Here is a 12741-nt window from a genome sequence, read left to right on the forward strand (position 1 = left end):
TGAATCAAATTCCTGACGATCCGATTCCGATAAACCGTTCAAATCCTCGAAACGAAAGGGCAATTCATGACCGAGGCTTCCGCCGATCCGCAAGGGGAGTTGACGCTGCGCACTCAGGCCATGCCGGGAGATGCCAATGCCGCGGGGGATATCTTCGGCGGTTGGGTCATGTCGCAGATGGATCTGGCTTCCGGTATCCGGGCGGCGGAACGGGCACGCGGACGCGTCGTGACGGCCGCAGTGAAGGAAATGGCTTTCCGGAAGCCTGTTCAGATCGGTGATACGCTGTGCGTCTACACGCACATCACTGCCGTTGGCCGCTCATCAATCACATTGAAGGTGCAAGCCTGGGCGCAGCGTTACTTGTCCCATACGATGGAACTGGTGACCAAGGCGGAGTTCGTCATGGTCGCGCTCGATGGCACGGGGCGCCCGACACCCGTCCCGCCAGAGGTCTGATGCGGTATCAACCGTGCTTGTGATCGAAGCGGGCGCGGGCCTCCTCGATACGATAGCGGTTTTCGCTCACCCATTCCGAAAGGGCCCGGATCGGGATCAGAAGTTCGCAGCCGAGGTCGGTGAGTTGGTACTCCACCCTGGGCGGGATGGTCGGATACACCGTCCGCGTGACGAAACCGTCGCGCTCGAGGTTGCGCAGCGTCGTCGTCAGCATCTTTTGAGAGATGCCTTCGATGGTGCGGCGCAGCTCGTTGAAACGCATCGTGCCGTTACCGAGATGCTTCACCACCTGCATGGTCCATTTGTCGCCGACCATACTCAGCAGTTCGCTGATAGGCCGGCAAGCATCGGTGTTGTGAGCCTCGATATAAGGCGCGGTGCTTTCCGCGCGGGCGGTTGACTCCAGGTAACCAGGTTTCAAAAAAGTGCCTCCTTGTGCGATGGCTCTGGTTTCCAATATAGCGTCGGTATCCTCCAGATACCATCTTCATCTTAAAAGGACGGACGGAATGTCAAAGCTCAAGACGGGAATCATCATTGGTTCCACGCGTCAAGGCCGTTTCGCGGACCAGCCGGCGCGCTGGATCTTCGATCTGGCGAAGGAAAGAAGCGAGCTCGATGTCGAGCTGATCGATCTGCGCGATTATCCGCTGCCCTTCTTCGAGGACGCGACCTCTCCCGCCTACGGGCCTTCGCCCAACGAGATCGCGCAGAAATGGCAGAAGAAGATCGCCTCGCTCGACGGCTACATCTTCACTGCCGCCGAATATAATCGCGGACCGACGGCCGTTTTGAAGAATGCTCTCGATTACGCCTACAAGGAGTGGAACAACAAGCCCGCAGCATTTGTGGGCTATGGCGGAACGGGCGGAACCCGCGCCGTAGAGCAGCTGCGGCTTCACGCGGTTGAGTTGCAGATGGCGCCAATCAGGACCGGCGTCCACATTCTGCTTCCGGATTTCGTGGCCGTGCGCAGTGGCCAGAAGACGCTCGCGGAAATCGAGCATCTGAACGATGGTGCCCGCGGCATGCTCGACCAGTTCATATGGTGGGCGAGTGCCCTGAAGGCCGCTCGCCAAGCCACGGCCGCCGGCGAAGCGAAGGCGGCCTGAGACAGGCTTTTCTACTGCACCCCTCTGGTCGATGCGCCAGAGGGGTGATTGTTCGGTTCAGTCCCACCCGACGTTTTCGATTCCTACCGAGCGGTCGGTCTTCGTCGCGAGCACGCGATCGATCCGGCGACCATCCATGTCGACGATCTCGAAGCGCCATCCCAGCGCATCCACCACGGTCCCGGTTGTCGGCAGTTCCTGGGTATAGGAGAGAAGGAACCCTCCTAACGTGCTATAGCCGCGCTCCTCGGGAAGCTTGAGGCCGAGTTTGTCGGCCATCTCGTCGGCAGGCATCAGGCCCGGAAGCAACCATGAGCCGTCCTCGCGTCGCACCACATCGACATCGCCTTCCTCCACATCGGCGCGGAAAACACCCGCGATCGCGCCGAGGATATCGGCGGGGGTGATGATACCTTCGAAAGTGCCATACTCGTCGTGGACCAGCGCCATCGGCACTTCCGCCTGACGCAACGTCGACAGCACGTCGAGAGCGTCAGCGAAATCATGGACGATGGGTGCGGGCTGGACGAAAGCCCGCGGATCGACCTTTTCCTCCGTCAGATATGCCGCCAGCAGGTCGCGGGTCTTCACGACGCCGACCAGTTTATCCACTGAACCTTCTGCGGCGGGCAGGCGCGTATGTGGTGTCTCGCGCAGCATCTTTTCGAGGACTGCGTCGGGAGCGGTGAGATTGAGCCAGTCCACGTCGCCTCTTGGCGTCATGATCGCGCGAGCATTGCGGTCGGCAAGCCGCATGACGCCCGCGATCATGTCCCGTTCCTCGGTCTCGATCGTCCCGCTATGCTCCGCTTCTGCAATCAGGGTGCGGATTTCTTCATCCGTTACGCGATTCGCCTCCTCGGAGCCTTGGCCGAGGAGTGCGAGAACGCCCCGTCCTGAAACATCCAACAACCAGACGAGAGGGAGGGCGACCTTGGCGAGCATTGCCATGAATGGCGCGACCCTGGCCGCTATACTCTCCGCGTGCCGGAGCGCCATCTGCTTGGGTACCAGTTCGCCCACGACGAGAGAGACATAGGTGATCAGTGCGACGACGATGCCCACGCCCAGCGGATTGGCAATGCTGGCAGAAAGCCCCAGCCCTTCGAGCCAGGCCGACAGGCGCACGCCCAGCGTCGCACCGGAAAAGGCGCCTGACAGCACGCCGACAAGGGTGATGCCGATCTGGACGGTGGACAGAAAACGGCCCGGGTCGGCCGAGAGCTCCAGGGCGCGAGCGGCTCCCTTGTCGCCGTCTTCGCTGCGTGCTTTGAGGCGCGCGGGGCGAGCGGACACGACGGCGAGTTCCGACATGGCCATGAAGCCGTTGAAGATGATCAGGAGAAGAAGAATGGCAATTTCGATAAAGAGCATGATGGGCTCTGGTTGGAGCGTTGTGACGGAGCAGAACCTGCCCCGCGCCAAGATAGGGTATTGTAAGCGGTCACGCTACCTGCAGGCGCGATAGCCGTTCCGCCTCGCTTTGATGTCGAAATGGAAGTGATCGCGGTGGTCGGCGTCGTAGCCGGGGCCAAGCACAGTGGTGAAATACTGGCAACCGTCGGCGCGGACGGTATTGAGAAGCCCCCGCTGACGGAACGCAAACAAACCGGGGCGCCGAACGTCGATTTCACGGCCGTTCTTAAGCGTGATGCTCATGATGTCCAACGCATTGCCCTTGGAATGTTCCGAGGCGACTGCGGTGCCGCGAATACGCCGACAGGAATAGCTGGAGCCTTGGCGTATGGTGCCGATACCCGAGAAGTAGCGCTTGCGGGCCGCAGGCGCGAGTTCATTCTTGGTCCAGTAGGCAACCGTCAGCGCCATCTGGCAGGTCAGCCTTGCTGAAGGCTGCAGCGCGATATTGCCGGAAAAGCCACTCACCTCAACCGGGTGCTCGATCCCGCATCCCCCGCCGTCATTGATCGGCGGAAGATCGCGATAGACGACTCCAAGCTTCTGAAGTTCTTGTCGGCATGCCACTTCCTGGGCGGGCATAGCCATCATCGGCTGATCGGGCGGGGTTTCCCCGGCAGGCGCCTCGGGGAGCCTTGGCGCAGGATAGCTCATCATCATCGGATTGGATGGTACGAGGTTCTGCAGGCCGCCGCCGGTCACAGCGCCCGTGCTGACACCGATGTCCACTTCCGGCCTGAGAACGCTGTCAACCGAACAAGCCGAAGCGGCTGCAAGAGCAAAGAGTATGAGGGCGTTTCTTGCAACCTGGGGCAGGCGGAAAAGTCGCGGACGCGACTCATACTCCAACACGCTACGCATCTCCGCTTCGGCTCGTCGGTCAAAGGGAGGCTAACGGCGAATGGTAAATGAAACCTCAGCGCCGGCGCGAATCTTGTGTCAAAAATGGGGCGCTCAGCGGCAGTAGGGCGCGCGCCTTTCTTTCATATCCAAGTGGAAATGGTCTTCGTGATCGGCATTCGTGCCGGGACCTAGCACGGTTGAGAACGGACCGCAGGCGGCAGCCCTGAGTTCCTTGAGAAAACCTGCCGGCTCGCCCCCATCGCCATATTGCGTCACCTCAATCTCCGTCTCGTCGGAGAACGCCAGACCTGCAATATCCAATGCCTTGCCGAAGGCATGTTCGGACAGGTTTTTTCCACCATTGATCGGTCGGCACACATAGCCGGAGGCTTGGCGCACCGCTACAAGATCCGCCTTGAAGTGCTTTCGAGCCAGATCGCTGGCTGCGGATTGGAAGAAGCGGGCCGCGGCGAGGGCGGTTTCACATTCGAGTGTGGCAGGCGGTTCCAGGCGAATGCGTTCGGAAAGTTGTGTTATCTCGATCGGGTGAGGGAGCGAGCAGCCTTCTTCCGCGGCCACGTCATCGGCTTCTCTGAAGACAACGTCAAGTTTCCGCAGCTGTTCCCGGCATGCCCGCTCCGAGGAAGGAAGGGCGTCGGGCCTCGGCTCCGTTGTCGATGGTTCCGCTGAAGCTTCCGGCCTCGGTTGCGGTATTGGCGCCCGCTCGGGCAATTGGATGCTTCCGGCCAAAGCCGGCGCGGTCGCGAGAAAGAAGGTGCAGACAAAGAGCAGCAGCCGCGGACGGGCGCCCGCCGCGCGAATTTGCCGCTCAGGCACCGAGGGCAGCAAGTCCGTCATCCAGATAATCCCCGAGCATCGGCATGTTGAGGAGATAGGTTGCGAGCCGGCGGTTCACGCGCCCCCGTGCATCAGCCACCGCCTGTGCCCATTCCGCCGCGTCATAGTCGCCCCGGCCGATCCAGGCGATCGCGACCAGTTCGGCACCCTCATCCTGATTTAGATCAGCGATGAGTTCGCGAAACTCCTCCTCCGAAAGATCTTGGCCTTCCTCCTCCGCAAGGCCATCATGGCTATGGCGTGCGCGCGCGTCGGGACCGAGCTCGACCTCATGTTCCCTGCCGTCCTCGTAGTCCTGATTCACAGCGGCGCTTAAGGCGCGTGCCTTTTCCGCGAGAAGGCGGACGGTGTCCGCATCAAGCGACAACTCCCATTCCCTCTCGGTCGGTTTCTTCATAAGGCGCTCCGCAGCCAATTACAGGATCATGCGGCCACCCCGACGCACAAAGGCACTGTAAGCTATTGAAGCTTCGCACCATGCTTCTAAAAATCGATTGCGATTTTCAAGCGGATGCTACACGAAGTGCATCATAGCGCATCCTGATCGGGATGCACTCCGGCGGATTCAGGCGGCCCTTCGGGCTTTGAGAGCCGGTACGAGTTCCACCATCAGGATCGCTGAGAAGATCAGGGCACAGCCGGCCAATCCCGCTGGCGGAAGCCTCTCGCCCAGGAAGATGGCGCCAAAAAGCGCGGCGAAGACGGCTTCTGTCGATAGGAAGATCGCTGCCTGGGGTGCCGTCGTGTAGCGCTGGCCGACCACCTGAAGCGTGAAGGCGATTCCGCCCGAGAAAATGCCGGCATAGAGGATCTCGGGCAGCGCCGCCCTGATGGCGGATGGCACGACCGGTTCCAAAGCAAACGCGACGACCAGGCTTATGACGGCGGTGATGACGAACTGCGTCACGGCAAGCGTCACAGGACGCCCGCTTTCGGAGGCTGCGCGGGCGATGAAGACAACCTGAAGAGCCCAGCAAACGGCGCAAAGGATCGTAAGCCAGTCTCCTGATTTCAACGCGACCACGCTTCCGCCGGATAAAAGCCAAATTCCGCTAAGCGCCGTGAGCGCAGCCGGCCAGACGATTGCGTTTGGCCACTGCCTGGAAATGAGAACACCCAGAAAAGGAACCATGACGACATAGAGGCCGGTCAGAAAGCCGGAGTTTGTCACAGTGGTGGTCAGAAGCCCCACTTGCTGGGCAGTGACGCCGAGGAAAAGAAGCAGGCCAATAACGCTGAATGCGCGCCAGTCAGAGGAGGAGAGGGGGCGTTCTGAACGCTTGCCCTCCCGCAGCGCGAAGGGCAGCATGAAAATGCCGGCTATCGCAAAACGCAGGCCGGTGAAGAGGAATGGCCCGATCGCCTGCATCGCAGTAGACTGCGCGACAAAGCCCATGCCCCATATGGCACCGGCGAGAAGCAGGAGAACATTGGCCTGAAAGCGGGTCATGGAAGACATCTGCGGTTCGTGTCGCATTGCTCATACCAGCCGGGATCATCTTCGCAAGTCCGGCAACGGCACTAAAGTGATGGTCCAGCTTCCATCCCGGATTGACGATTCCGGGCCGGGACAAAAATTCACGTGAAAAACGGCAGGACATTGCTATATTTCATGGGAGTCGAACGAAACGGTTCCGTGGCCCTGGCTTTCGGACCGTTTTCTTTTTGTGTGCCGCCGGCGTGGCGGCCACATGAGGTCAGGAAGGTGTGAGAAATGAATAAGGTCCCAATGACCCTGGCTGGATACGAGTCGCTGAAGGAAGAATTGCGCTGGCGCCAGCAGGAAGAGCGGCCGCGGATCATCGAGGCGATTGCAGAAGCCCGAGCGCACGGAGACCTGTCCGAAAATGCCGAATATCACGCGGCCAAGGAGGCTCAGAGCCTCAATGAGGGCCGCATCAGCGAACTTGAGGACCTGATCGCGCGCGCCGAGGTCATCGACGTGAGCAAGCTTTCCGGTGATACCGTCAAGTTCGGGGCAACCGTCGTTCTCGTTGACGAGGATACGGAAGAGGAAAAGACCTATCAGATCGTTGGCGATCAGGAAGCCGACGTGAAGTCGGGCCGCATTTCGATCTCCTCGCCCATCGCGCGGGCGCTGATCGGGAAGGGTGTCGGCGATTCCGTCGAGGTCAACGCGCCCGGCGGCGCGCGCGGCTACGAGGTTTTGCGCGTCCAGTACGGCTGAGCCGACGAAGATGGGGGCTCTTGCCGGCCGGGCTTCCGCCGCCGGTCACCTGGATGTTCGCAACGTGGAGGTGGTGGCGCCCAATCTGAAGCGCCGCCTCTCCGGCGTCACGAGCACGATCATCCAGCTTATTCCGCTTCAGGCGCAGGATCTTGGGATCGCCAGCTTCGGCCTCGGCCTGCCGCCGAGCCTGCCCAAAATGCGCTGGTGGCAGCTTCCGGCGCTGCTCCGGCGGCCGGCGGGAAAACCTTTCCGCATCTGGCATGCACGCCGAAACGTGGAGATGGTCGCCGGCCTCATCCTCAGGGATGTCTTCCGCGCCCCATTGCGCATCCTTTTTACCTCTGCCGCTCAACGCCATCACAAGCCCTTCACGCGTTTTCTCATCCGCCGCATGGATGCGGTGGTGGCCACCAGCACCCGCTCCGGCTCCTTTCTCGAGGTGCCCCATCGGGTGATCATGCACGGGGTGGATACTGAACGCTTTCATCCGCCCCAAAATGCCGACGATTTATGGGCTGCCACGGGTTTGCCCGGTCGTTACGGCATCGGGTGCTTCGGCCGCATAAGGCATCAGAAGGGTACGGATCTCTTCGTCGATGCGATGATCGAGCTTTTGCCGCGCTATCCGGACTGGACCGCAGTTGTTCTCGGTCGTGCGACAGCGGAACATAGGGCGTTTGCGGAGGAGCTGGAGCGCCGCGTGCGCGAGGCAGGTCTTTCAGACAGAATTCGCTTTCTCGGCGAGGTGCCGGATGTTCGTCCGTGGTACCGGCGGCTCAGCCTTTATGTCGCCCCCTCGCGAAACGAAGGGTTCGGATTGACGCCGCTCGAGGCGATGGCGTCTGAAACCGCCGTCGTCGCCAGCGATGCCGGCGCCTATGCCGAACTGGTCGTTGGGGGGGAGACCGGAATGGTGGTGCCTGCGGATGATGGTCCGGTGCTTGTCAGCGCGATCGAGCCCTATCTGGCCGATCCCGCCCTTGCCGAGCGGCAGGGAACAGCCGGCCGCGCGCATGTCGTGAACCGCTTCGCTTTGGCCAGCGAGGCCGCTGCACTGCGGGAGGTTTACGAAAGCTTGTGGAGGAAGGGGCGGTGAAAGCCGAAGCCTTTGTCATCCATCTCGCACGGGCTCAAGGCCGCGCGCCGCAGGTCGAACGTTTGTGCAAAACCCTGCCGATGCCCGTGACGGTGATCAACGCGATCGACGCCGAAACGCTCTCGGATCAGGAGATCGCGCGGGTTTACAGGCCTGGGCTTCATCGGCCGCATTATCCCTTTTCCCTCCGCCGGACCGAGATCGCCTGCTTTCTGTCCCATCGCAGAGCTTGGCAGATGATCCTGGATCGCGGCCTCGATGCTGCTCTCATCATAGAGGACGACGTGGAGCCCATGCCGGAGTTCCAGGGCTTGCTTCAGCATGCCTTGACCAGTGCGGGCAGGGGGGATTTCCTTCGCTTCCCGAAGAAGGCGAGGGAGCGGGGTCCTACAATGGCCGAAGAGGGGCCAGCTCGCATCTTCGTTCCTCGTTCCGTGGCCCTCGGCATGCAGGCCCAGCTCGTCGGCCGCGATGCCGCGGGCGAATTGCTCGCCTTCACGCGCGAGTTCGACCGCCCAGTCGATACGATCATCCAGATGCGCTGGTTGCATGGTGTAAGCATCCTGAGCTCTTCGCCCGTCGCGGTGCGAGAAGTGGCGGCTGAGCTTGGCGGCACGACGGTTCAGAAGAAGAACAAGCGGCTCGGCGAGACCTTGCGTCGGGAGGTAGGCCGCGCTTATTACCGTCTGGCGCTCCAGGGCTTCAACAAGCTTCATTCCCGTTCGGTCAGGAACTGATGACAAGAAAGAGACTGTTCATCATCGGCAACGGACGCGTGCCCTTCGACATGTCGGAGCAGGTGGATTCGAGCGATCATGTGGTGCGGTTCAACGAGCCGAAACAATCGATCGGCATGACCGGCACCAAGACGACATGGCTCTTCGTCGCCAATTCCGGAAAACCCATGCAGCGGCGTCTGGAGGATCCCAAATATCCGACATCGCCGATCGTGCAGGCCACCGATCTGGTTTTTCTCGCTTATCACCCCCAGATCGTGCGCAAATATTTCAAGAAGCCGAATTTTCTCTCCTGGCTCGGCGGTCGGCGGGCCGACTGGACCAAGGCGGCAATGGCCATGTTTGCCGAGGCCGGCAAGGCGGTCGCTCTGCTCCCTCCTTCAAATTATGAGGCAGGCTGCGCAGAGCTTGGCCTGACCCGTGAAATGATGCGGAGCGTGTTTCCAAGCACTGGATATTTCGGTATCCGGTATGCACTCGAACGGCTGCCAGCTGAAGAATGGGATGTGGAGATCGCCGGCTTTTCATGGGAAGGGTGGCGGCGCCATGCCTGGGGCGACGAACGGGCCTGGGTGATGCGCAAGGTTGAAGAGCGCAATATCCGAGTATGGCTGGCGGATGACGGCGGGGCGAACTCGAAGGAAAGGGACAGAGAAGATGGACAGAAGGCTTGACGTCTACATCGGCTGGGATTCACGCGAGCCGATCGCCTATGAGGTCGCAAGAAAGACCCTGCTCGAAAGAGCGAGCATCCCGGTCGAAGTGCATCCGATCAAGCTTTCCGATCTGGTGGAGAAGGGCGCTTACACGCGGGATATCGACCCGCTCGCGTCGACGGAGTTCACCTATTCGCGCTTCTTCACGCCCTGGCTTGCCGGATACCAGGGATGGGCGCTGTTCTGCGATTGCGACTTCCTGTTTCTCGACGACGTTGCCAAGCTGCTCGATTATCGCGACCCTTCCAAGGCGGTGCTCTGCGTAAAACACGATTATACGCCGAAGGCCACCGTGAAGATGGACGGCAAGGTTCAGACCACTTATCCGCGCAAGAACTGGTCGTCCTTCATGCTTTTCAACTGCGAGCATCCCTCGACCAGAACGCTTACACCGGAGGTGATCAACCGGGAGACCGGTGCTTATCTTCACCGCATGCAGTGGGCTCAGGATGAGGAAATCGGTGGAATCCCGGAGACCTGGAACTGGCTGGAAGGCTGGAGCGAGAAGCCGGCCACCGGAACCCCCAGCGCCATCCACTTCACCAATGGCGGCCCATGGTTCAAGGATTGGCAGGAAGTCGATTATGCCGATCTCTGGAAGGCGGAAGCCTCCAGGGTGGATCCTGACTGGAAGCCGATTTAGCAACTATCGGCTCGTGCGCCGGGGCTTCCCTTGACTATGTGGGTGACAGCCCGGCTCCATAAGCCGGGCTGCACTGAGGAGGGGGCGTCCGCAAGTCTCTCGGAAGGATTCCTCTCCAGACCTGCTTGCTGTTATCGGAAACGAATTTTTTCGTGCGATAGGAGTTGATGCAGATTCCGGAGAGGCTTGACGGACTCGTGCGCTAATTTTTCCACGAGACTCCGATCGCGCTTTCGAAGCACCCTGTCGGCCTTCAAACCAGATCGGAGATAAGGCTCTGTCTTATCGAGGCCCATATTCTTTCCGGGAATACAGGGGGCCGGAATGACCTGATAGACGGTCAGCTGAGCGAAATGCGGGGAGCCTTCGCTAAACAGGAACTCGTCTACCGGATCTCGAAAACCTTCCGACAGGTCGAGGAGACGTGCCGCCGCTTGTTTGGAGATGACGTAGGCGGCGGTACCCATTTGCGTGCTTAACAGCCTCGCGACACGCCGGCCGAAATGCCTTTCCGCTGGCCGACCGAGCTTGGCTCTCTTCAGGCGTGTTTCGAGCCGTACCAAGTCACTATCAGCTGGTATCCAGTCGGTTGAGGAAAGGAACGGCTTCAGCCCGTCGGAGAAGTGCACGTCGTCTTCGAAGATTGCTGCGTAAGTCGCATCGGATGAAACGATTTCGCGCCAGATCTTCCGATGGCTTTCAAAGCAAGCGACCGCGCCCGGTCCGATAACGGCGCCGTAGAAGCTCAACGGCATCTTCTCCGCTCGCGCGATGATTGCCGGATCGTTCTTGTCGACCGCAGTGACCCGCGTCCAGGCGATGCCGAATTGTCGGCCGAGGCGCTCCATACGTGCCCAGCGCTCTACATCGCGGTCGAGATTGATCACATAGGCTGTCAGCATGCCCGAGCTCCGGCCCGGCGGAATTACCGGTCAGCGCCACTGGTACCGGCCGTCCTCGCTTTAATCAATCGCCACCAGGCCTTCGTCCTTCACCTGTCGGATCGTGAGGGCAGTACGGACCGTGTCGACATTGGGCGCGGAGGTCAGTTCCTCGATCACAAAGGACTGAAATGCTCCCAGATCGGTTGCGACGCAATGCAGCAGGAAATCCGAATCTCCGGAAACCATCCAGGCCCGCCTGACGATAGGCCAGTTGCGCGCCCGCTCGGCAAATGTCCTCAGTTCGGCCTCCGATTGGTGATGCAGCCCCACGAGACAGAAGGCCACGACGTCAAAACCAAGCACCGGACTGTTGAGAAGAGCCCTATACCCCTTGATGATTCCGCTTTCTTCGAGACGGCGCACCCGGCGCAGGCAGGGCGGCGCCGATATCCCCACCCGCTTGGAAAGCTCCACATTCGTGATGCGTCCATCCTTTTGCAGTTCGCGGAGAATTTTCCAGTCGATGGCGTCGAGATCGGCTTTCAATGGCATGCGGCCCTCTGCGCGGTCTCTCGCGCACGAATCTGTCGTGGTTGCGCAATAAATTTACGCGATCGTGCTGATTCCGCCAAGCTCTGGCCTTGCAGATGAATTTTGGCGTGCGACATGTGTTCGGACGATTGCGCTGCAAGGGATGCCAAGCTGTTGGAAAACCGTCCTTCGCCTTGCACAAAGTGTTATGCAATACTTAGATCAACGGCGCAGCATTCGAGCCTGCCTAGCAACGAAAGGACATGAGCCATGACCACCCGCCACGCGCCAGTTCTGATAATCGGGTCAGGACCGGCCGGCTTTACTGCGGCAATCTACGCCGCGCGTGCCATGCTGAAGCCTGTTTTGGTTTCCGGCCTGGAGCAGGGCGGGCAGCTCATGATCACCACGGAGGTCGAGAACTATCCGGGGTTTGCCGAACCCATCCAGGGGCCCTGGCTCATGGAGCAAATGCGTCTCCAGGCGGAGCATGTGGGCACCGAAATCGTGCACGATCTCATCGTGGAGGCCGACATCCACTCACGGCCCTTCAGGCTGACGGGCGATTCCGGCACCGTATATACATGCGACGCCCTCATCATCGCCACCGGCGCCAAGGCCAAATGGCTCGGTTTGCCCTCGGAAAACACCTTTATGGGCTTCGGGGTTTCCGCCTGCGCCACCTGCGACGGATTTTTCTATCGGGGCAAGGATGTGGTGGTCATCGGCGGCGGCAATACGGCTGTCGAGGAAGCTCTTTATCTCGCCAATCTGGCCAGACGCGTAACGGTCATCCATCGTCGTGGCGAGTTTCGGGCCGAGCGGATCCTTCAGGAGCGCCTGCAGCGCAAGGAAAATATCGAAGTCATGTGGGATACCGTGGTGGACGAGATCCTCGGCGAAACGCCCAAGCCGCCGCTGCCGCCCTCCGTAACGGGTATCCGCGTGCAGAACGTGAAGACGGGTGAGGTGCGTGATCTTCCGGTCGACGGCGTTTTCGTCGCGATTGGTCATGCGCCGGCCGTCGAGCTTTTCGAAGGCAAGCTCAAGCAGAAGCCGAGCGGCTATCTCTGGACCGAGCCGAATTCCACACGTACCGACGTCCCCGGCGTGTTCGCTGCGGGCGATGTGGTCGACGACGTCTACCGGCAGGCGGTCACGGCTGCGGGGCTGGGCTGCATGGCAGCGCTTGAGGCGGAAAAATACCTGGCTGAGCTGGAAACGCTTCGCGAGGCCGCGGAATAAAGCCCGCGGC

At 60.6% G+C, this 12741-nt stretch carries 16 protein-coding genes; 8 read left to right on the forward strand and 8 right to left on the reverse strand.

The genetic code is table 11. The annotated features are described in order from the left end of the window. The first annotated feature begins 66 nt into the window (after positions 1 to 66). On the forward strand, positions 67 to 459 hold the full coding sequence (locus CHEJ32_RS0103770) for an acyl-CoA thioesterase (protein WP_028032662.1): 393 nt from the start codon (positions 67 to 69) through the stop codon (positions 457 to 459). A gap of 7 nt (positions 460 to 466) precedes the next feature. On the opposite strand, the gene CHEJ32_RS0103775 is transcribed toward CHEJ32_RS0103770, so the two are convergent. After that, the gene (locus tag CHEJ32_RS0103775; protein WP_051469469.1) at positions 467 to 775 is read right to left on the reverse strand and encodes a helix-turn-helix domain-containing protein; all 309 of its coding nucleotides are present in this window, start codon (positions 773 to 775) and stop codon (positions 467 to 469) included. 193 nt (positions 776 to 968) lie between these two features. Between CHEJ32_RS0103775 and CHEJ32_RS0103780 the strand changes: the two genes are divergently transcribed. Then, positions 969 to 1571: an NADPH-dependent FMN reductase gene (locus tag CHEJ32_RS0103780; protein ID WP_028032664.1), complete on the forward strand. Its 603-nt coding sequence runs from the start codon at positions 969 to 971 to the stop codon at positions 1569 to 1571. 57 nt (positions 1572 to 1628) lie between these two features. Here CHEJ32_RS0103780 and CHEJ32_RS0103785 read toward each other — a convergent pair whose 3' ends face one another. From CHEJ32_RS0103785 to CHEJ32_RS0103805, 5 genes are all read right to left on the reverse strand, one after another. Next, complete coding sequence (locus CHEJ32_RS0103785; RefSeq protein ID WP_028032665.1) at positions 1629 to 2945, reverse strand: hemolysin family protein; 1317 nt, start codon at positions 2943 to 2945, stop codon at positions 1629 to 1631. 75 nt (positions 2946 to 3020) lie between these two features. After that, positions 3021 to 3848: an extensin family protein gene (locus CHEJ32_RS0103790; protein ID WP_051469418.1), complete on the reverse strand. Its 828-nt coding sequence runs from the start codon at positions 3846 to 3848 to the stop codon at positions 3021 to 3023. A gap of 93 nt (positions 3849 to 3941) precedes the next feature. After that, positions 3942 to 4688, reverse strand: a complete 747-nt coding sequence (locus tag CHEJ32_RS23820) for an extensin family protein (RefSeq protein ID WP_051469420.1) — start codon at positions 4686 to 4688, stop codon at positions 3942 to 3944. After that, positions 4660 to 5085 carry a DUF3775 domain-containing protein gene (locus CHEJ32_RS0103800; protein ID WP_028032667.1) on the reverse strand — a complete coding sequence of 142 codons (426 nt, stop codon included), beginning with the start codon at positions 5083 to 5085 and terminating at the stop codon, positions 4660 to 4662. Before CHEJ32_RS0103800 ends, CHEJ32_RS23820 begins: the two co-directional genes overlap by 29 nt. A gap of 168 nt (positions 5086 to 5253) precedes the next feature. After that, positions 5254 to 6138 (reverse strand): DMT family transporter, encoded by an 885-nt coding sequence (locus tag CHEJ32_RS0103805; protein ID WP_028032668.1) that lies wholly within the window; start codon positions 6136 to 6138, stop codon positions 5254 to 5256. Between the two features lie 264 nt (positions 6139 to 6402). Here CHEJ32_RS0103805 and greA point away from each other — a divergent pair, with 264 nt between their 5' ends. Genes greA through CHEJ32_RS0103830 form a run of 5 tightly spaced genes read left to right on the forward strand, consistent with a single transcriptional unit; the run spans position 6403 to position 10071 of the window. Further along, entirely contained in the window at positions 6403 to 6876 is a 474-nt protein-coding gene (greA, locus tag CHEJ32_RS0103810) for a transcription elongation factor GreA (RefSeq protein ID WP_028032669.1), read from the forward strand. A 10-nt stretch (positions 6877 to 6886) separates the two neighbouring features. Then, positions 6887 to 7975 carry a glycosyltransferase family 4 protein gene (locus tag CHEJ32_RS0103815; protein ID WP_034657822.1) on the forward strand — a complete coding sequence of 363 codons (1089 nt, stop codon included), beginning with the start codon at positions 6887 to 6889 and terminating at the stop codon, positions 7973 to 7975. Beyond that, complete coding sequence (locus CHEJ32_RS0103820; protein WP_051469422.1) at positions 7972 to 8712, forward strand: glycosyltransferase family 25 protein; 741 nt, start codon at positions 7972 to 7974, stop codon at positions 8710 to 8712. The genes CHEJ32_RS0103815 and CHEJ32_RS0103820 overlap by 4 nt, the downstream gene beginning before the upstream one ends. Then, positions 8712 to 9386, forward strand: a complete 675-nt coding sequence (locus CHEJ32_RS23825) for a hypothetical protein (protein ID WP_034657825.1) — start codon at positions 8712 to 8714, stop codon at positions 9384 to 9386. Before CHEJ32_RS0103820 ends, CHEJ32_RS23825 begins: the two co-directional genes overlap by 1 nt. Further along, entirely contained in the window at positions 9370 to 10071 is a 702-nt protein-coding gene (locus CHEJ32_RS0103830; RefSeq protein WP_028032672.1) for a hypothetical protein, read from the forward strand. The genes CHEJ32_RS23825 and CHEJ32_RS0103830 overlap by 17 nt, the downstream gene beginning before the upstream one ends. 131 nt (positions 10072 to 10202) lie before the next feature. Here CHEJ32_RS0103830 and CHEJ32_RS0103835 read toward each other — a convergent pair whose 3' ends face one another. Both CHEJ32_RS0103835 and CHEJ32_RS0103840 read right to left on the reverse strand, forming a co-directional pair. After that, a complete protein-coding gene (locus tag CHEJ32_RS0103835; RefSeq protein ID WP_028032673.1) occupies positions 10203 to 10973 on the reverse strand; it encodes a glycosyltransferase family 25 protein in 771 nt (256 codons plus the stop codon). A gap of 60 nt (positions 10974 to 11033) precedes the next feature. Beyond that, on the reverse strand, positions 11034 to 11507 hold the full coding sequence (locus CHEJ32_RS0103840; RefSeq protein WP_028032674.1) for an Lrp/AsnC family transcriptional regulator: 474 nt from the start codon (positions 11505 to 11507) through the stop codon (positions 11034 to 11036). Between the two features lie 249 nt (positions 11508 to 11756). Between CHEJ32_RS0103840 and trxB the strand changes: the two genes are divergently transcribed. Continuing rightward, positions 11757 to 12731, forward strand: coding sequence for a thioredoxin-disulfide reductase (trxB, locus tag CHEJ32_RS0103845; RefSeq protein WP_028032675.1), 975 nt, complete (start codon positions 11757 to 11759; stop codon positions 12729 to 12731). Positions 12732 to 12741 lie beyond the last annotated feature (10 nt).

It is taken from the genome of Chelativorans sp. J32 (assembly GCF_000518985.1).
GTDB lineage: Bacteria > Pseudomonadota > Alphaproteobacteria > Rhizobiales > Rhizobiaceae > Chelativorans.

Bases quoted from the DNA above. Each gene is read 5' to 3' on its own strand.
- CHEJ32_RS0103775 (WP_051469469.1), bottom strand. From the start codon at position 775: ATGGTCGGCGACAAATGGACCATGCAGGTGGTGAAGCATCTCGGTAAC.
- CHEJ32_RS0103840 (WP_028032674.1), bottom strand. From the start codon at position 11,507: ATGCCATTGAAAGCCGATCTCGACGCCATCGACTGGAAAATTCTCCGC.
- CHEJ32_RS0103805 (WP_028032668.1), bottom strand. From the start codon at position 6,138: ATGACCCGCTTTCAGGCCAATGTTCTCCTGCTTCTCGCCGGTGCCATA.
- CHEJ32_RS0103835 (WP_028032673.1), bottom strand. From the start codon at position 10,973: ATGCTGACAGCCTATGTGATCAATCTCGACCGCGATGTAGAGCGCTGG.
- CHEJ32_RS23825 (WP_034657825.1), top strand. From the start codon at position 8,712: ATGACAAGAAAGAGACTGTTCATCATCGGCAACGGACGCGTGCCCTTC.
- CHEJ32_RS0103770 (WP_028032662.1), top strand. From the start codon at position 67: ATGACCGAGGCTTCCGCCGATCCGCAAGGGGAGTTGACGCTGCGCACT.
- CHEJ32_RS0103830 (WP_028032672.1), top strand. From the start codon at position 9,370: ATGGACAGAAGGCTTGACGTCTACATCGGCTGGGATTCACGCGAGCCG.
- trxB (WP_028032675.1), top strand. From the start codon at position 11,757: ATGACCACCCGCCACGCGCCAGTTCTGATAATCGGGTCAGGACCGGCC.
- CHEJ32_RS0103790 (WP_051469418.1), bottom strand. From the start codon at position 3,848: ATGCGTAGCGTGTTGGAGTATGAGTCGCGTCCGCGACTTTTCCGCCTG.
- CHEJ32_RS0103815 (WP_034657822.1), top strand. From the start codon at position 6,887: ATGGGGGCTCTTGCCGGCCGGGCTTCCGCCGCCGGTCACCTGGATGTT.
- CHEJ32_RS0103800 (WP_028032667.1), bottom strand. From the start codon at position 5,085: ATGAAGAAACCGACCGAGAGGGAATGGGAGTTGTCGCTTGATGCGGAC.
- CHEJ32_RS0103780 (WP_028032664.1), top strand. From the start codon at position 969: ATGTCAAAGCTCAAGACGGGAATCATCATTGGTTCCACGCGTCAAGGC.
- CHEJ32_RS23820 (WP_051469420.1), bottom strand. From the start codon at position 4,688: ATGACGGACTTGCTGCCCTCGGTGCCTGAGCGGCAAATTCGCGCGGCG.
- CHEJ32_RS0103785 (WP_028032665.1), bottom strand. From the start codon at position 2,945: ATGCTCTTTATCGAAATTGCCATTCTTCTTCTCCTGATCATCTTCAAC.
- greA (WP_028032669.1), top strand. From the start codon at position 6,403: ATGAATAAGGTCCCAATGACCCTGGCTGGATACGAGTCGCTGAAGGAA.